This window comes from Sphingomonas sp. TREG-RG-20F-R18-01, assembly GCF_022662475.1.
Lineage (GTDB): Bacteria > Pseudomonadota > Alphaproteobacteria > Sphingomonadales > Sphingomonadaceae > Sphingomonas.
Genome location: NZ_JAKNQQ010000019.1, coordinates 14,898 through 32,509, shown reverse-complemented (window position 1 = coordinate 32,509; position 17,612 = coordinate 14,898). Strand labels below are relative to the sequence as shown.

The following is a 17,612-nucleotide window of genomic DNA, read 5'->3' as shown; positions in this document are numbered from 1 at the left end:
CAACGGGAAGGCGATGTTCTGCGCGACGGAAAGATGCGGGTAGAGCGCATAGGACTGGAACACCATGGCAATGCCGCGATCCGCCGGCTCGACCGCGGTGACGTCGCGGCCGCCGATTTCGATCCGGCCGGCACTCGGCCTTTCCAGCCCCGCGATCAACCGCAACAGCGTCGACTTGCCGCACCCCGATGGACCGATGATCACAATGAACTCGCCCGATGCGATCGAGAGATTTGTCGAGTGCAGCGCATCTGCCGCACCGAAGGTCTTGGAAAGATGCTCTACGACAACGCTGCTCATCGGCCCGACCGTAGCCCTGACCGCAAACCGGTCAACTCGTCACGCAATTTTGACTGAAGCGTTCGATTCGATGGCTTGAGCCCCATGGCAGCGAGTGAGTCATCTGATTATGAATCTTCTCTGCCGCTCCAAGCGCTGCCATGCGCAGTCCGCGCAGATCCGCACCCCTTCAATCGCGCGACATCAACTCCTTCAGGGACGTCCATGGTTCGCACAGAGCGGATGTCGTCAGCCTTTATCAAATACCATCTAGACGACGGGCGTGCAATGCATCGCTTCGTGGCCCCCGAGCCCCGCGCAAAACCGCCTGACCATCTCCGATTGTCATTGCCTTTGGGCGAAAGCTGGACGCTCGTGCAAGCGGGGCCGCATGAACGGGAAACCCTATTCGGGCGCTTCGGCGAAACGGTGTAGTCCCGCGCGTGGAACGCCAGGGACTGGAGTGGCTTCCAATCCGCGCCAGCCGGGATAATCGCGTGCTTGCCCGACTAGACACAATTTGCTTCCAGGATTGGCTCGGCAAGCGGCGAAACGCGATGAGGTCCGCGACGTTCTCCGAACGGGCCAGCAGGCCATTGGGACAGTAGTGATCCTCGTCCAAGCCGGGAAGGTCCAGTATCGGGTAGAGGCAGACTCCCTCAACCGGCACGCCAAGCAACTGGGCAATCGTCACCTCGCGAAGGATCATCCGCAGCCAGGCCGGGCAGGCGTTGCCCTCGATCCCAGTTTCGGCGATCAGGATCGGGCGGCCATAAGTGCTCAGTTGATAGGCATCGGATGGGCAGGAAAAAATAGCATAGCCGCAAGATCGCGATTTATGGGCAATAAGGCAATCCCATCACCGGAAACGCTGCATCTTGCTCGCATGTCCCGAAAAAAGAATGAACTATTGCGCCCGAGCCGGGAACGATTATCCCGGTGCATCTTTACAAGGAGATCTTTGATGAAGCTGGACGATCTTGTGAAAGGCATTGCCGAGGGAAGCGATCTGAGTGCCGCGAAGGCTCGCGCGCTGATCGACCGCTTGTTCGGAGATATCGGTGACGCGGTCGCACGGGGCGAGGACGTGTCGCTGCCCGGGTTCGGCAAATTCTCCAGTAAGGCCAGAGCCGCCCGGGCTGGTCGCAATCCCCGGACCGGCGAGGCGATGGAGATTGCTGCGTCGACCAAGGTGGTGTTCACGCCGGCCAAAATGCTTAAGGACAAGATTTTCTTGTGACGACAGAAACACAGACCAGCCCCAATGTGATCGAACTTGCTGCAGCACTTACGATCGCATGGCTAAGCAATCCCAACACACGCGCCGCGGCTGAGGACGTGCCAGTATTTCTCAGCCAGATGCGCGACAGCGTCGCAGAGATGATCAATCAACCAAATACGTCGGCTGTGGAAACTGCGCCAGAGCAGTTCACGCCTGCGGTGACGGTGCGTAAATCGCTGGCGTCGAAGGATCACATCATATCCTTGATCGATGGCAAGCGCTATAATATGCTGCGGCGCCATCTGAGCGGACATGGGCTCACGCCCGAGCAATATCGGGACCGCTACAACCTCAAGGCCGATTACCCGATGGTGGCCGAGAATTATTCGGAAACACGGCGCGCCATGGCTAAAAAGTATGGGTTGGGCCGGAAGCCCGGGCCACGAGCGACGGAGCAGGAGCCGGGCCCGCCGCAGCGGCGCGAATTGAAGTTGCCGTCGGTCACCAAATAAGCCGGCATTACCGTTACGCGTCCCGCGCGACTGACCCAGACAGAGCAACCTGGGCGGCGCGCAAGGCGAGCAGCTTTTCGGCATCGGTAGGTGCAAGGCGACCCCAGCGGAACGCCGAACGGTCGGCAGCGCCGTCCAACCAGATTCGCTGCGCGACACGAAACAGTTCCTGGACGCTCGGCTGCCGATCGGTTGCTACGCAATCGATCACCGCATTCTCGAACAAGGGATTTATTGAGCGCATCGGCTGATTCTCCTAACCCGCGTCTACACCGTTTTCATGACGTGACGATGGCGGCTTTCATGGCGGCCAACTGGTCACAGTCATGGGGAGGGCAGAGCGATTATCTTTCGCACGATAACGATAAGCCCGTCCAAAAAGGGGTGGGTATTTCATAAACGATCCGGCATTCTAGGACGAATTCTGTGAACGGGGTTCCGAGTGTTTTCTGCCCTAAGACCGGGGCGTCCCGCGAACGTCCGTTTGGGAGACGGCGAGTTGGGTGGCATCCTGGGCTATGCGCGAGTGAGCACCGGCGATCAGAACGTCGCGGGTCAGACGACGCGCCTCGAACAGGCGGGGGCGATCAAGGTCTTCACCGACGTACGCTCGAGCAACTCCATCGACCACCCGGGGCCAACCGAGTTGCTCGACTATGCGCGACCTGGCGACACACTCGCCGTCGTGCGGCTTGATCGGCTTGGCCGTTCGCTCGGGGAGTTGCTCACGATTGTCACCGCGCTAGAAGTGTGTGGCATCGCACTGCTCAGTCTCGAACAAAAGATCGATACCTCGCCGGCCTCCAGCGAACTGATGTTTCATGTCTTCTGCGCAATCGCACACTTCGAGCGACTATTGATCATCGAACGCACCAAGGACGGCATCGCCGCGGCGCGTGCGAAGGGTAAACTGCCTGGGCGCAGGCCGCTTGATCCCGCAAAAGCTGAGTCGGCGTTCAACTGGTTGCTAACGGGGTATCTCCCACCGAGGCCGCGCAACAGCTCGGGCTAGCGCGCGCGACGGTTTATCGCGAAATGGCGGCAGCCGGGGTGCGGCGCTGTAGATGACCTCAATCGAAAAAATCGTTCCCGCGGTGGGCGAAGCGCGGTGTTTCAGCAATTATTAAGGAACAGGGGCGGGGCATTGAACGAGGCACAGAGCAGTAACGCAGATTTTGGCAGCAATTATTGGCGGGCTCCTGCGCCTTTGCCCTACATCGTCTCTCCGAGCACGGGCGCCTCTATCGACGACACAGCTTTCCGTCTGCTCGCCGACAACATCCCGACGTTGTGCTGGATCGCCAATGGCGACGGCTTCATCTTTTGGTACAACCGGCGTTGGCACGAATACTGCGGCTCGACGCCCGAGCAGATGGAAGGCTGGGGCTGGCAGTCGGTTCACGACCCGGCAAAGCTCGATGCGGTCATGGCGGAGTGGACGCATTCGATCGCGACCGGAGAACCGTTCGAGATGACGTTTCCGCTGCGTGGCGCCGACGGCATGTTACGTCCGTTCCTAACGCGAATTCAGCCGGTGCGCGACGCGACTGGCGATGTTGTGCGCTGGTTCGGCGTCAACACCGATGTCTCGGCACAATACATCGTCGAAGACCGGCTGAATGTCGTGCAGGGGCGCGGTCGGAGCGTGCTCGCCAGCATGAACGAGGGGTTCGCACTCCTCGACCACGAGTTCCGCGTGCTCGACATCAATGCAGAAGGGCTTAGGTTTGATCAGCGTGGCCGCGACGACATTGTGGGGAGATCGCACTGGGAGGTGTGGCCCGGCAGCGAGGACTCGTCATATGGCGAGCTTTACAAGCGGGTTGCACGCACCGGCGTCCCCGAGACCGCAGAGTTCAAATACGAGTGGCATCATGGCGGCTCGGCTTGGATGGAAGTCCGCGCCTTTCCACACCCTGAGGGCGTTGCGGTGTTCTACCGCGACATCGGGGACCGCAAGCGCGCCGAGGCCGAGATGCGGGCAGGCGAAGCCCGCATGCGTGCTGTCCTCGAGGCGTCCCCCGTCGGGCTTGTCTTCGCCGAAGCCCCGGTTGGCAAAATTATTGGAGGGAACGCGCGGGCCGAGGAAATCCTAGGGCATGCAATCTATCATTCAACGGATGTCGCTCACTACGGTGAATGGGTCAGTTTTCATGCCGATGGTCGACAGGTTGAGGGGCACGAATACCCGCTCGCCCGCGTCATCACGGGCGCCGAAACACGGGCGGAACTCGACGTACTCTATCAAAGGGGAGATCGAGGCCTGGCCTACGTCCGTTTCGTCGCGACGCCGATCGTCGACGATGCGGGCAATATCACAGGCGGCGTCGTCGCCTCGCTCGATGTGGACCGCGAGCGGCGCGCCGAACTGAGGCAAGCGCTGTTCCTTGAACTCGCCGACCGCACGCGACTGCTCGACGAGCCCCGCGAGATCGTGCGGACGGCGGTCGAGCTGCTCGGCAAGCATCTCGGCGTCAGCAGGGTCGGGTTCGGCGAACTGACGCCCGACGAGCGGCATGTGTTTTATGAGGTCGACTACACCGATGGCGTGGAAAACTTGATCGGCACGTACCCGGTCGAGGCTTTCGGTGTCGGCAATGTCGCCGATCTTCGTGCAGGCCGTACGACGGCCTATGCCGACGTCACGCTTGATCCGCGAACGCGCGACGCCGACTTCGCCACAATCGAAACGCGCGCAGCGATGGCCGTGCCGCTCGTGCGCGGTGGACGACTACTGGCCGGCATATACGTCAACCACAAAGACCCGCGGGCGTGGTCCGCCGACGAGGTTTCGCTCGTCGAACAGGTCGCCGAGCGCACTTGGGACGCTCTGCAACGTGCTACCGCCGAGAGGAAGCTGCACGAATTAAACGCAACGCTCGAACAGCGCGTCGAAGAACGCAGTGCTGAATTGCTCAGAACCGAAGAAGCGCTGCGCCAATCGCAGAAGATGGAAGCGGTTGGGCAACTGACCGGCGGCATCGCACATGACTTCAACAATATGCTCGCGGTCGTGATGGGGTCGCTCGACCTGTTGACCCGGCGCATGGCGACCGACGATGCGCGCGCGAAGCGCTACATCGACGCGGCAACCGAAGGGGCGAAACGCGCCGCGAACCTGACGCAGCGGCTGCTTGCCTTTTCGCGCCAGCAACCACTGAAACCTGAGCCGATCGACGTCAATCGGCTCGTCACCGGCATGTCGGACCTGCTGATGCACTCACTTGGTGGTACGGTGCAGCTCGAGACCGTGCTCGCCGGTGGGCTTTGGCCAGTGCACGCCGATCCTAATCAGCTCGAGAACGTGGTGCTCAATCTTGCAATCAACGGCCGCGATGCCATGCCGAGCGGGGGCAAGATGACCGTCGAGACGCAGAACGCTCACCTCGACAGCCGGTATGCTGCCGACGAGATCGGTATCGTACCCGGGCAATATGTCCTGATCGCTGTTACGGACTCCGGAACCGGCATGCCTCAAGAGGTGATTGACAAGGCGTTCGACCCATTCTTCACAACGAAGGAGGTTGGCAAGGGCACGGGACTTGGGCTCAGCCAGGTCTACGGCTTCATCAAGCAGTCGGGCGGCCATGTGAGGATTTATTCCGAACTTGGGCAGGGCTCGACCGTCAAACTCTACCTGCCGCGCCTGATCGGGCACAAGTCATCAAGCGATAAAGCGGAGACCGAGGCCGACCTACCGCTCGGCGAGCGCCATGAACTCATCCTCGTTGTCGAGGACGAGCCATCTGTCCGGCAGTTCAGCTGCGATGCGCTGACCGAGCTCGGCTACCGCGTCGTTGAGGCCGACAGCGCCAAGGCTGCGCTACAGCTTCTCGATGCAAACCCTGAGATCGCGCTGATCTTTACCGACATCATGATGCCCGAGATGAATGGCGCGCAGCTCGCCAAACTGGCGCGCGAAAAGCGACCAGATGTGCCGATCCTGTTTACGACCGGCTATACGCGCAATGCTGTGGTCCATAACGGCGTCGTCGATCCTGGCGTCGAGCTAATCGGGAAGCCGTTCACCATTGAGGAGCTGGCGGCGCGGGTGCGAACAGTCCTCGACCGGTAACCTTCCCGAACGCAAAGCCCTTTTTACCGTGCTTTACCGAATTTGTCTGGAAATCAAATATCGTTGTTTACGGGGCAGCTAATACGATCGTATCGTCAAATATCCGAGTTTAGATCGTGTGAGGGCACAAAGTTTTTTAAATGGTTCGAAGGCAAATAGTTTGCGGTTAATTAGCTTATTTGGTGGCTACGGGGACAGGATATTTGAATAGGCTGCCGTGACGTTGCGATGGATGGCATTATGGCCGGCCTGGCCTTACCGAACACCGATGTAGTTACTCCGCCAAAGTTTTACGACGCAATGGGACCCGAGCTGGTTTAAGAAGTTCTATATGCACGTAGCCTTGCGGCCCATTGAAATATTGTACGGAGCTCACAACTCTACCCGGTACCGATCGCAGCGCTTGTTTGACGTGTTTTACGTCCGCGCAATGTCATAATTCGCAACTTGGATGGCGTTGCGTTCGAGAAGCGGAAGCGTGACAGCATGCGCTAGGTTCAAAATGGCTTTGGAGCGCCGCCAGCTTAATCGGCAACTTACGCAATGAATTCTTCCCTTTTGCGAGTGCGAGACCTACTTGCGTCCGATGAATTTATCCGGATCGATCCTCGAAAACGTTTAAAACGCGGTCACGAGTGCTCGTCGTCTGCGTGGCCACCCCGTATACAGGGACACGTTGAGCTACTGGACGGAGCTGCTTCAAGAAGCGCGGCGCGCGCGTAAAGATTTAGAAGATCTACAAAATCGGGCGCTCGAAGCCGCAATCCTGGACTTGGAAGGGGAACTCGCCGACCGTCCCACGTGATAAGGAGGGTCCGATTGCGTTGCCTTTAGGGCAGACAATCGAGTCGCTGCTCTGGTCGATCTGGCACTTGTCGACTATAGTATCCGCACGCTGCTGGCGAATGGCTGCAATTAGGAAAGAGTGGGACACATGGGGGGTTGGCTTCCTGAGCGAAACAAGGCTTCGGCCCTCGGCGAGCCGTCGAAAAACAACGTCCAACGGCTTCGACAGTTGGCAGACGCAGAATGGATAGCTGCCCGTAACGAGTCCTTGCCACAACGACGCATGCAACGCGAGCGTTCTGCAATGCGCTGGGACGAGATGACGGAAGCGGCGGAGGGCCTTGCGATCAAGACAGCCGTCAACGCCCGCGCCAAGGTAATCTGTTCTGGCTAGGGCGTTGCGGTTGTCGTTACCGTATCGAACCTATCGAATGCGTGAATCAGACCCCCGAGACTGATTCAAATTTCCGGTTGGACGCGATCACCTGTCTGCCGCCATGTTCCTCTCTGTTCGTATATCCTACTAACCTGATCGACCACCAGTGCGAGCTGGAAGCAGTCGCCGAACGCCGTAACATCGCGCGGGCCTACCAAATCGACGCAACGCGGGATTTATTCGGCCATATCATCGTTGCTTTGCGATGGGGCCGCATTGGTAAACGCCCTGCAGGATTGACGGTCTCCTTCGAGACCGAGGCCGCGGCATCGCGGTTTATCCAGCGCGCGCTGGCAAAGCGGGCGAGTGCCCCGCGACGGATCGGAGTTGGCTATTGCCACGTCGGTAGCGACGCCACTTCGCCGAGCAAGCCGCTGGCAGCCAACGATTTCAGGTAGCGGCGCGAGCTAGCAGCCGGTCGATCTCGGCCATGCTCGCGTCCAGATCCAAGACTGCATTGGCAAGCGGGCTCTGATCGATAGGCGCTGGCGGCCCAGGCGCAGACGCTGAGAATTCGCTCCATAAAACCAAACCCCCAGCGCCAAGCGCGACCAGCCCCGCATCGGCAAGCGCATGCGCTTGAATATCCGCGCCAGCCCGGGACACACCAAGCGCCCTTCGCAGCTGCGCGCGCGTACATGCGCCGAGCGCGGCGACTAGCAGCCAAGCGTCCCATGCACGGGCGTTCCGCGACAGATGAGCGAGAGCGTCGCGCCCCCGAGCGAGTTGCTCGGCCGTCCGTATTAACGTCGTATAGGTCCGATTGCACGTAGCTCCCGCGTTCTCGATGAGCTGCGTCTTGATCTCGTCTGCCTCAAGATCAGCCCGAAACAGTGCACGGGTTACCAGGCCAGCTGACGGCAGTGCGAGGGACGGCTGCACGTTCGAGGTCAGCAGGGCAAGATTGAGCGCCCAGCAGCCGGCAGGCTCCGCGGCGACATAATGATTCAGCGTGCCGCGCGGGAGCGCGTGGCGAACCTCACTGCCTTGGCCTTCGACAAAATCGGCATCGCCGCGCAGACGCTCGATCGCGGCTGCGAGCGAACCCAGGGGTTGCATGGCCGAACCTTCGACGTCTCGATCGCCAAGCACGGCGGACCCGCGCGCCAATCCGGCCTCGGCGAGCGCATCACCCGCGCGCGCGAGCATATGGAGTTGTTCGGAGCCAAACCGCTCCGTGGCGGCGACCATCGTCGCGATCGTGGCGGCGGCCTCGGCGATCGGTGGCGCGCCATGATCGGCGAGCCACAGTAGCACTGCTTCTCGACGAGGATCCTCTGTGCGCAGCAGCGGCATGGCGGCATTTGTCGCGTGCGCCGGGCCAATCTCGCCGGCGCCAGCGTCACGGCGATATGCCTTCCAGGCCGTCGACACAGCGGTCAACGCTGCGGCTTTTCGCAAAGCCGGCGAGGCAAATCGCCATCCCGCCTCGGCGCGTCCGAGCGCCTGACCATAGCGGCAAGAATCGGTGGGCTCATCCATGGCGACGGAGCTTACGCTAGTGATTACGGGTTTACTAGGCACCCCCCTACCCGCTGAAAGCGCACTTGCCATAATCGATGCTTATGGTAACAACAGAAGCAAGGAAGGGTCCTAGTCGATGCCAAGCTTGCTCAACCAACCAACGTCACCGGCAGCGATCGGAACGGTGGTCGCGGCGCTCATCACCGTTGTTTTATCGTTCCTACTCAACCTCCGCAGCGTTCGCCTCGGACGTGAGTTTCAGCGCCACGGCGCGCTAATGGCCGAGGAGAATTCCAAAACCGCTGCGGCGCTGGCGGATCTCAAGATGGCCGAGCTAAGGCACGCCCGCGCTACCAAGTACGCGGAAATTGTCGAAAGTCGCGCGGTCCGGCTGCATAATGATCTGGCGGAGATGCTCGGCATTGTTGACCTGATGACTCAGACACCGCCAGCGGACACCGAAGAGGATCGCCGGCGTGTCACCCGGCTAATCCGCTCGATCAGCCTGGCAGTGTCACCGCGCCAGGAATTTGCTGAGGAACTCAACGTTCAGATCGGCCACATCCGCGAGGCCGCGAAACAAGGCAGCACCTATCTGCAGGGCCGCGACGATATGCTGCTGTCCCTGCGGGATAACGCCTGGAAGATCGTCGATGCCGAATATGACCGGGGTTTGGCCTCGATTTCCACCGGTGAGGCTTTAGCTCGTCCCGAATTGAAGCCGATGCGTTATGACCGGTGAGATCGTCACGCATCGTCTCGACGGCAGCGCGCTGCCGCAGCGCCGCGCGCGCGGCGCGACCGAGCCGGTCGACGCCAGGCTGCTACGCACTATCGCCGCCGCGCTCCCGGCTGACATGCCGCCTGCGAGCGCGCTCGGCGTCGAGACGGCGCTCGAGGCGATGGCGGACGCCACAAAAGCGGCGATCGCCGCCGACCTCGACTGCTTCATTGGATGGTGCGTGGAGGAGAAGCGGCCCCCCTTCCCCGCCGGCCCCGAGGATCTGGTCCGCTATCTTCGTCACCTCGAGGGGAAGGGCAAGAAGCCGGCCACGCTGTCGCGCCGCATGGCGACAATCGCGAGCGCGCACCGTCTCGTCGGTTTGAGTGAGAAGGATGGGTTGGCGACCGACCACCCCATGGTGCGCAACGCACTCCGCGCCAACCGTCGCCGCAAGGGCACCGTCCAACGTCAGGCGGCGCCGCTGCGGTACGGCGGCGCGCTCGACACGCAGGGCGAGGTCAAGGGATTTACGATTACCGCGCTGCTCGAGGCCTGTGGCGGTGATGCCCAGGGCCTGCGCGACGCGGCGCTGCTGTCGCTCGGTTACGATGCCGGCCTACGGGTCAGCGAACTAACGGCCGCCGCGGTCAGCCACCTCGAACCGGAGGCGGATGGCTCGGGGCTGCTCGCGATACCGCGCTCGAAGACTGACCAGTTAGGATCAGGGAGTTGGGCGTGGATCTCGCCGGAATCGATGCGTCGCGTCCAAGCGTGGTTGGTGGAGAGCGGGATCGAGGATGGGCCGCTGTTCCGGCGTGTCGGGATCGATCGGCGGCGCGCGCGCGCCTCGGTGCCCCCGCAGCCCTACCATTCGATCCCGGGCAACACCCGTCATTGGCAGGAACGTCTGCGCGGAGCTCCGGCTACACGGGCACAGGTTACCTACACGATCGGCGAGACATCCCTCACCCGGCAGGGCGTCTGCGCTATCTATCGTCGAATCGCGCTGGCGGCAGCAGACGCTGGGCTGGTCGATATTTCGGGCGCAAAACTGTCTGAAGCGATCGCGGCGTTATCGACACACTCTCTCCGGGTCGGCTTGACCCAGGATTTGTTCGCGGCCGGTGAAGACGGCGCCGGCATCGCGCTCACACTGCGCTGGTCGTCGCCGGCAACAGCGCTGCGCTATGGACGCAAACTTGCGGTGCGGAGCAACGCTGCTTCGCGGGTGCTGGGAAAGGTCCGTACCTGACCCTCCGACCGTCTCTCACCGCCGCCGTCATCTAAGCCAGCCAAGTGCGTCCCACGCGATTGCGCCCAATCCAGCCGGGTGCCCGTCGTCAATACCGCGCGATCGGCCACGCGTCATCTTTTGCCATGGCAGCGCTTGAACTTTCGTCCCGATCCGCATGGGCAGAAAGCGTCGAGAGAGACGCGCCGACCGACGGAGTTGGGATTGCGCAAGCTGAACGCGCTGGCCCGCATCGGAGCGCCGATCCGCGCCTCGCCGCGACGAATGAGCTCGATGAGCTCCAGAGCGTGAGCCTGCTTGGCGTCCCACTCATCATCACCTTCGTAGTTGCCAAGCGCGCGCATCTGCTGATCGGCGCCGTCAAAGTCACCGCAATAGGCCAAAGCGACTGCATATTCCCCCCGCGCTTCGAGCGCGAGATCCGTTAGCTTATACTGCTCAATGAGGGGGAAGATGTGTGTCTCGAAGACCTCGCGCGCGCCCTGCGGGGTAGCCATGATTTTCAACATCTCGTCCGCAAGCTCTTGAGCAGCGACCGTCGCCGAGCGCCCCGCGCCGACCGTGGCATAAAGCTTTGACGCTTGAATCCGCCGCATCATTGGCGGCAGGCCGAGACGAACCATCACCGTCGACCAAAGGTTGAGGGCGTCGGCCAATCGTTTGACGTCGTCCGGATCGGACTCTCCAAGAAGGTCGGTCAGGGCGGGGCCGTTTTTAAACATTAGATCGGCTTCGCGCAGTCCGAGCAGCTGGTGCATTTCTTCGATCAATGGCTCCAGAGCGTTTCGCGTCTGTTCAAGCGCGTCAGTCCGATAGAGCGCCACGGCGCGGTTATAGCGAAGGATGCGGCTGGATTCACCGGTCTTGGCGGCCTTGCGTCCTTCGCGGTAATGCGCCTCCACGAGCTTTCTGTCACCGGCCGAACCAGCGATGATCATCTGCTTGAAGATTAGATTGAGCCGCTCGCGCGCTTCGAACGGGTTGTTCGCTACAAGCTCAGCCATTTGCGCGACGCGTGCTTCATCCGGGATGCCGCCATCGCGGCTTTCCCAATACGCCAACGCGTCGAGTGCCCAGAACCGATCCCGCGGACTGTAGGTTGGATCCTCCGCCGCGCCCACAAGCGTGTCCCACATCATCGCCATGTTGCCTTGCTCGTAGAACATCTCCGAGGTGGCGAGGTCGACGAGGGCGTCGGTGCGACCGACGCGGGGGAGAAGCCGTATCAAGAAAGTGAGACGCGGAATATCCTGGCGGGTATGCAGCGACGCGACCAGTAGAAGCTGCAGGCGCTCCAGCGCATCATTGATGAGCGCTTGGGACATCTGTGCACGGTGTCCGGCTGCCAGTGGACGAAGCGCATCGTGAAGAGCGCTGCGAGCCTCCGCGAAATTGACGAGCATCGAAGCGCGCCTTAAATCTCTGAGGGCCTGCGCTGCCACGGACGGCGCCCCCAATACCGCCAACATGCTCGCGGTTTCTTGCGCGTCGAGGGGAATCTCGCACGCGCCGAGGATGGCGGCCGCGTCTCGGGCTGTTTCGGAAAGCGACGAAAACGCGACTTCCAAAATCAGATCTTGGGCGGTGTCCTGCTGATGCGTGCGAGCCACTATCGATTCACAGAACGCTTCCGCCGAGCCATCGAACTGCAGCGCCGAGAGCCGTGCAGCGTTGATGACGAATAGCGGGAGCCCGCCCGTCAAGTGGAGCACCCCCTCAACTGTTTCTGGATCGATTCCTACATTCTCGTCGGCGAACACGGCCGCGACGGCGTCCGGGCCAAACCCGCCGAGAGTCTCCGCCTCTATCCCGAGCGTCGCTTCAGCCAAGGCTCGTTCGACCCAAGGCTGACCCAATGCGATGAACGCTTGGTTCGGCGCGTTATCGACGATTTGGCGAAGATCCGTTACGGATAGGCGATGAACATTGTCGAGGACGACGATCGCGCGGATTCGCTCGTCGGCGAGCAAGCTGTCTGCATATCGTAACGCATCGACGCCGCCGGTCGGAGGTAGTTGCACACCGCCCACGCCTTTCGCGCGACCGCCGAGGAACCGAGCAATGATCTCGCGAGCGAGGTTCGTAGGTACCGCGCGTGACGGCAGATCGCTCACATCAAAATAGACCAGAGTTTCAGTTGCGTGTCGCGCCGCTTCCGCAGCCCAGGCAGTTTTGCCTGCGCCGGAGAAGCCGACGATTAGCCGAACGCGCTTGTCAGAACTGATGGCTGGTTCATCACGCTGCGGCCGGTAGGGAAAGGGCGGCTCTGGGAAATCCTGAAGTTGGATTACGAGTTGCTCGAGCAGTTCGGGAAGTTCGTCCGCGGCGAATTGATGGTTGCGCCCCCCGGCCGAGGCCTGTTGAACCAAGGTTGCAAGCTTAAACACGAGCGTGCGCGGGGCGAGCCCTCCAAAGGGTACGGTATCCGCGATGGAGGTCGCGATTTGCATCATGGTGTCGACATCGACCCCGGCAGCCGGCAGACCGTCCCGGGCACCGCGCGCCGGCGTTATCAATTGAACATCGCCGGGCCAGCCGGCACCGTCGATCTGCCGCTGAAGGCTCGGGCTAGGCTCGCTGTTGGCGACGACTGCGAACTTCGGCTGCGCAGGGCGCGCTGCAGACAGGTGTTCAGCGCGAATTTGCTCGAAACGCTCGAGCGCACCTTTCAAATCACTCGGCTGGACAGTCTTCAGCCGAGTCTTGACCTGGATGTACCAATGGACGTCGCCGACAACGAGTTCGATATCTTCGTCCAACTCGACGGCGAGGACGGCACCTACTTGACGGCCGAGCGCGAGCAACAACGCCACCGCATAGACGTGCTGATACAAAAAGCCGCGATGGACCCCTTCGATCCGCGCGAGCTGTTCGCGATCCATCGGCCCGTGCTCAAATGCGGTCGCCGTCGCTGGCGTTGAGGACGTTACAGCCACAAGAAGCGCTCCTCTACGAAGATAGTCATGACGGAGATCTCTTGTTGGCGACATTGGGCTGTCGGGCCGCCCAACGGGCGCGTCAGCACGATCGGCCTATCGATGGCCCTGAAACAGCTCGCTCAATCCATTCGACCCGCCGTAAACGGGGAAAACGCACTCGCGAGACGTTTGTTATCTAGCCCGGTGCTGGCGATGACGATGCATCGAGCCACAGATGCCAGAGATCGATGACCCCCGGATCGTTCGCGGGCGAAGCCGTATGCGAATATACGAAATCCCGACCGTGGCTTGATCGGGCGGAGTCGCAATGTGCAACTCCGAGAGCGTTGGGAGCGACCTGAACGGAGTAGCTCGCGGTTTGAGTTGCTTGCGCAAGATAGGGTTGGAGGCGGCCCGCGATTGTCGTCGCATCCCGTACATAGGCAATCATGAACGCCTCACGGCCACCCCAGCCGTATTGACCGTCGAGGAAACGCCTAAGGCCTTTGCTGCAATAGAGCTTCTCGCCGCGCGTGGCGTCTATGATCTTCGCTTCGGCGATTAGGGGAAAGCGCAGCGCGCGGCCGGACAAGAGGATTGAGAGATCCGGGCGCTTTTCTAGGTGCGCGCCGTTGTAGCTCAGGCTCTCTGCGCCCCGCACAACGCAAGTGACGAGTTGACGCCAGACTGTGTCCTCTTCACTCATGCGATTGAGCCTAGCCACGAGCAGCGCCGTAACTTCGGCCTCGTCGCCAGTCGTGACGGAGGTGGCCGCACTGGCGCGAACGTCCCCGAACGCCTGAACAACGCCTTCGGCAATGATTTGCAGATAAACCTCATCGATCGCCGCCAAGGGCAAATCGAGACCGCGCGTTAGCTCCGCGATCTGGTCCGACCGCGGCGAAAGCACCGACGAACTCATCCGCGGCCGCGCCCCTTGAGGAAGTCGAGGCGCGACCAGATAATGTGCTGGGCCAGCAGGTGCGCCTGGGTATCGCTCCAATAGCGGCTCTGGGCGAGACGTCCAATGAGGAGCGCGCCACTCTCGTCCTCCACAACCATCTCGGTCGCGGCCGTAGCATCGGCGACCGAGAGCAATGCCTCCCAATCCCTTTGGACGACGACAGAGGTGTTGCCGCCCGTCTGCAGGAGAAGGCCCATCCACGGTGAGGTTGGACGGCTTGAGATCATACGAGCGGTGAGTGAGGTACCGAACCGCTTAGCCCAGGGGGTAAGCTGGTCTTGGATGAGCGCGCAGAAACCTTCGGTTGCCGACTCGGCCGGCCGTGCTTGAGCGGCTAATTTAACGTCGGCGAAGGGAAGATTATAAGCCAGCGTGTCGGTGATAATTTGAAGGTCACCCACAGCCAGGCCGTAGAGCTTTGCCACCCAGCTATCTACATCCTCCCAAGCGGAAGCCGATTTCCGGACCTTTTTGAAGAGTTGAACGACCTCCTCCCGGCCGTTTGGCCCGAGGGTGCGGAAGTCGGGAACCGGAATGCGATCGAGTGCGGTTTTTTCAATGACTTCTCGCTCGAAGCCGAACTCGCCGCTGGTAATCAGCGTGAACCAAAGGGCAAACTTGCTGCCGAGCACGAGAGCGAGGTAGCGCGCGAGCGCGTCGCCGTGCTCGAAGCCACGTGGCGAATAGCCGTAGAAATTCTCGTTATAGGCGACTTGGCGGTCAGCGACGCCTACGCGGATGCGTCCCCGCTCGGCAGGCGGGGATTTGTGAACGATCATAAGCGGTGCGTCGAATAGGATCGGATCGCGGGGGTCATGTATGCGTGCATGCCGAAACGGTTGAAGACGTTTGGTATCGATGAGCAGTTCATCAAGGGAGTTGACGGTGACTTCGGGGAGACCGTGCAGGTAGGCCGCATCCGCGCCAGGAAGTCCGTCTCCGCTTTTTCGGGTGCGGCTGCTCAGCCGAAGCTGCTGATACCCTTGCCCGGAACCGGCCAAACGACCCCGTGACGAAGTGCCGACTGCCTCGCGCCAGAATGTCTCAAGCGTGGGAAAGTCCTTGCCGCGGATCCGCTGAACCAAGCCGAGGTCAGACTTCGTTCCACGGAACAGGATTTTGAGGATGTCGGGCGTCTCGACCATCTGCTGCGTCGCGACGATCTCGGCCGAATGAGCGTCGATGCGCATCGTGCCCGAGGCGTTGAGCGCCGTTTCGAGACGAGGGCTAATCAATCGGAAGCCTGCGCCCGGCTCCGGCACGCGGTTGGTCGCGATCAACAGAATGAATGGAGCTGCGATTTCTGGCCAGACCTTGGTCTGGCGCAGTTCGACACCGTTGATCACCGAGGTGATATCGAGCGCCTGGAAGAGCATCCTGCGCGCATCGACCATGCCGTCGCCCTGCTGGAAAAGCAGGCGAGCGTGGAGCGCGAATGCGAGCTGGCCGCCTGGCTTAGCCCATTCCATTGCGCGCCAGACGAACGGAAGATCGAGTCCCTCGTTAGGAAGCGGCGGGGCAATGTTCGCGCCGGATCGTTCGCTGGCGATGCGCGAGACCGTCGCTAATACCGAGGACCAATCGGCTAGCTTGGTGCCGGTCGACCAGGGTGGGTTGCCGACAACGATGTCGTACCGACCTCGATGGTCTTCCCCGACGAGGGGACCGAGACTGCCCAAGGCACCGCCAGGTTCCCCCTCCTCGTTGGCGACGAGGCGGAGAACCTTGCCGCGAAGATCTTCGAAGCCAAGTTTGTCGACCGGCTGCGGCTGCGGGTCGAGTTCGATCGAGACAAGGTAGAGTGCGAGTGCAGCGAAGCGCAGCGCCTCCTCATTGATGTCAAAACCCGTGATCTGGCCGTAGAGGATCTCGCGCAACCGCTGGGTATCGGGGCGCTCGCCGTCAGCGCGCCATCGTGCCGCGACGAGTTCGCGAAAAGCCGTTAGCAAGAAGACACCGGCGCCGGCCGCTGGATCGAGGACGCGGGCAAACGCGCTCGAGCTATTCCGATCTAGCGCCCGAAAGGACGCTCGGACCAGCAGATCAGCGATCGGCCGCGGCGTGTAGAAGCCGCCCTCCTTGCGCTGCTTTTCGGGGGCATGGCTACGCAGGTAAAGTTCATACGCCTGGCTCAGCACCCCGACGGGGATATGAGCGAAGTCGAGCTGATCCCATCGTTCTGCCCAGCCAAGAAAAAGCTGGCCCCCAGGCGCGCGCATCATGATGTTGCCGAGCACGTGATAGGCGTCCGGAGGCAAAGTCTCGAAAATATTCGCTGACAGCGGCAGCAGGTCACCGTTGAAGGTTTTGTCCAGCCAAGCGCAGGCTGCCTTGGCATTGGCAGCGTTGTCGAATAGACCTGCGGCCGCTTCGGGTGCTTTCATGTCTGCAGGCAAGAGCGCCCGATCGCCTAGGAAGCGTGCAAACAGGGCCCTTCCGACAAGCGAAATCGCATTTCCATGGTCAAGATCAAGTCCGATCAGTTGATCGATCGCCTCCGTCAGGAGGTTGAGCACCACATTGGAAACCCAGCTCTGCTTAGTGCGCGCAGCGCTCGGGCGACGGTTCGCCAAGTGCGGAAAAAGGTCTTTGCCCGTCTCACCGGACACGTCGATGGACACCCGCGCCTGCGCGGGTGTTTTGCGATCGAGCGCGATCGCGTAGACGTCCAGCCGGCCGGGCGCGACGATGCCAAGATAAGGCGCGTCGCCGCGCATCGCGAGAATTCGGCGGAGTTGGTGAATTTCTGCGACGTTCTTGATCTGATCGGCGTCCACCAAGAAGATCAGCGGTGCGTCTTGCCATTCATATACCGCGCTGACGGTTCCCAGTATCGAGCCACTGTCGCGGCGTGCGGTGGTCAGCGTCGCATAGGGTAGCAGCTCGGGACCGTCGGTATCGAGCAAGTGCAGCGCCTGGCGATCGGCACCGAATGGTTCGAGCCGCGCGAGCCAATCAGTCATGATCCGGCCTCGGAAGC

Annotated in this window: 12 protein-coding genes and 1 pseudogene; 7 read left to right on the top strand and 6 right to left on the bottom strand. The window is 61.4% G+C overall.

Annotated features, from left to right (window positions below):
- The coding region (locus tag L8K25_RS21305) for an ABC transporter ATP-binding protein (RefSeq protein ID WP_242141039.1) at window positions 1-300 on the bottom strand (300 nt) is incomplete at its 3' end.
- 943 nt (window positions 301-1,243) lie between these two features.
- Here L8K25_RS21305 and L8K25_RS21300 point away from each other — a divergent pair.
- Complete coding sequence (locus L8K25_RS21300; protein ID WP_242141038.1) at window positions 1,244-1,519, top strand: HU family DNA-binding protein; 276 nt, start codon at window positions 1,244-1,246, stop codon at window positions 1,517-1,519.
- Window positions 1,516-2,013 (top strand): MucR family transcriptional regulator, encoded by a 498-nt coding sequence (locus L8K25_RS21295; RefSeq protein ID WP_242141037.1) that lies wholly within the window; start codon window positions 1,516-1,518, stop codon window positions 2,011-2,013. The genes L8K25_RS21300 and L8K25_RS21295 overlap by 4 nt, the downstream gene beginning before the upstream one ends.
- 13 nt (window positions 2,014-2,026) lie before the next feature.
- Here L8K25_RS21295 and L8K25_RS21290 read toward each other — a convergent pair whose 3' ends face one another.
- Window positions 2,027-2,257, bottom strand: coding sequence for a hypothetical protein (locus L8K25_RS21290; RefSeq protein WP_242141036.1), 231 nt, complete (start codon window positions 2,255-2,257; stop codon window positions 2,027-2,029).
- A gap of 255 nt (window positions 2,258-2,512) precedes the next feature.
- On the opposite strand from L8K25_RS21290, the pseudogene L8K25_RS21285 reads away from it, so the two are divergent.
- The 3 genes and pseudogenes from L8K25_RS21285 (at window position 2,513) to L8K25_RS21275 (ending at window position 7,708) form a co-directional block, all read left to right on the top strand.
- Window positions 2,513-3,081 (top strand): annotated as a pseudogene (locus tag L8K25_RS21285) (recombinase family protein).
- A gap of 76 nt (window positions 3,082-3,157) precedes the next feature.
- On the top strand, window positions 3,158-6,088 hold the full coding sequence (locus L8K25_RS21280; RefSeq protein ID WP_242141035.1) for a PAS domain-containing protein: 2,931 nt from the start codon (window positions 3,158-3,160) through the stop codon (window positions 6,086-6,088).
- 1,221 nt (window positions 6,089-7,309) lie between these two features.
- Window positions 7,310-7,708 carry a WGR domain-containing protein gene (locus tag L8K25_RS21275; RefSeq protein ID WP_242141034.1) on the top strand — a complete coding sequence of 133 codons (399 nt, stop codon included), beginning with the start codon at window positions 7,310-7,312 and terminating at the stop codon, window positions 7,706-7,708.
- On the opposite strand, the gene L8K25_RS21270 is transcribed toward L8K25_RS21275, so the two are convergent.
- Window positions 7,701-8,792 carry a hypothetical protein gene (locus L8K25_RS21270; RefSeq protein WP_242141033.1) on the bottom strand — a complete coding sequence of 364 codons (1,092 nt, stop codon included), beginning with the start codon at window positions 8,790-8,792 and terminating at the stop codon, window positions 7,701-7,703. The genes L8K25_RS21275 and L8K25_RS21270 overlap by 8 nt on opposite strands.
- A gap of 118 nt (window positions 8,793-8,910) precedes the next feature.
- Here L8K25_RS21270 and L8K25_RS21265 point away from each other — a divergent pair, with 118 nt between their 5' ends.
- Both L8K25_RS21265 and L8K25_RS21260 read left to right on the top strand, forming a co-directional pair.
- Window positions 8,911-9,516 carry a hypothetical protein gene (locus L8K25_RS21265; protein ID WP_242141032.1) on the top strand — a complete coding sequence of 202 codons (606 nt, stop codon included), beginning with the start codon at window positions 8,911-8,913 and terminating at the stop codon, window positions 9,514-9,516.
- Complete coding sequence (locus tag L8K25_RS21260; protein ID WP_242141031.1) at window positions 9,506-10,750, top strand: integrase; 1,245 nt, start codon at window positions 9,506-9,508, stop codon at window positions 10,748-10,750. Before L8K25_RS21265 ends, L8K25_RS21260 begins: the two co-directional genes overlap by 11 nt.
- 113 nt (window positions 10,751-10,863) lie before the next feature.
- Here L8K25_RS21260 and L8K25_RS21255 read toward each other — a convergent pair whose 3' ends face one another.
- The 3 genes from L8K25_RS21255 to L8K25_RS21245 form a co-directional block, all read right to left on the bottom strand.
- On the bottom strand, window positions 10,864-13,632 hold the full coding sequence (locus L8K25_RS21255; protein WP_242141030.1) for an AAA family ATPase: 2,769 nt from the start codon (window positions 13,630-13,632) through the stop codon (window positions 10,864-10,866).
- A gap of 232 nt (window positions 13,633-13,864) precedes the next feature.
- Window positions 13,865-14,590, bottom strand: coding sequence for a hypothetical protein (locus L8K25_RS21250; RefSeq protein ID WP_242141029.1), 726 nt, complete (start codon window positions 14,588-14,590; stop codon window positions 13,865-13,867).
- The gene (locus L8K25_RS21245; RefSeq protein WP_242141028.1) at window positions 14,587-17,595 is read right to left on the bottom strand and encodes an N-6 DNA methylase; all 3,009 of its coding nucleotides are present in this window, start codon (window positions 17,593-17,595) and stop codon (window positions 14,587-14,589) included. Before L8K25_RS21245 ends, L8K25_RS21250 begins: the two co-directional genes overlap by 4 nt.
- Window positions 17,596-17,612: the final 17 nt, after the last annotated feature.

Bases quoted from the DNA above. Each gene is read 5' to 3' on its own strand.
- L8K25_RS21300 (WP_242141038.1), top strand. From the start codon at position 1,244: ATGAAGCTGGACGATCTTGTGAAAGGCATTGCCGAGGGAAGCGATCTG.
- L8K25_RS21290 (WP_242141036.1), bottom strand. From the start codon at position 2,257: ATGCGCTCAATAAATCCCTTGTTCGAGAATGCGGTGATCGATTGCGTA.
- L8K25_RS21270 (WP_242141033.1), bottom strand. From the start codon at position 8,792: ATGGATGAGCCCACCGATTCTTGCCGCTATGGTCAGGCGCTCGGACGC.
- L8K25_RS21265 (WP_242141032.1), top strand. From the start codon at position 8,911: ATGCCAAGCTTGCTCAACCAACCAACGTCACCGGCAGCGATCGGAACG.
- L8K25_RS21260 (WP_242141031.1), top strand. From the start codon at position 9,506: ATGACCGGTGAGATCGTCACGCATCGTCTCGACGGCAGCGCGCTGCCG.
- L8K25_RS21255 (WP_242141030.1), bottom strand. From the start codon at position 13,632: ATGGATCGCGAACAGCTCGCGCGGATCGAAGGGGTCCATCGCGGCTTT.
- L8K25_RS21250 (WP_242141029.1), bottom strand. From the start codon at position 14,590: ATGAGTTCGTCGGTGCTTTCGCCGCGGTCGGACCAGATCGCGGAGCTA.
- L8K25_RS21245 (WP_242141028.1), bottom strand. From the start codon at position 17,595: ATGACTGATTGGCTCGCGCGGCTCGAACCATTCGGTGCCGATCGCCAG.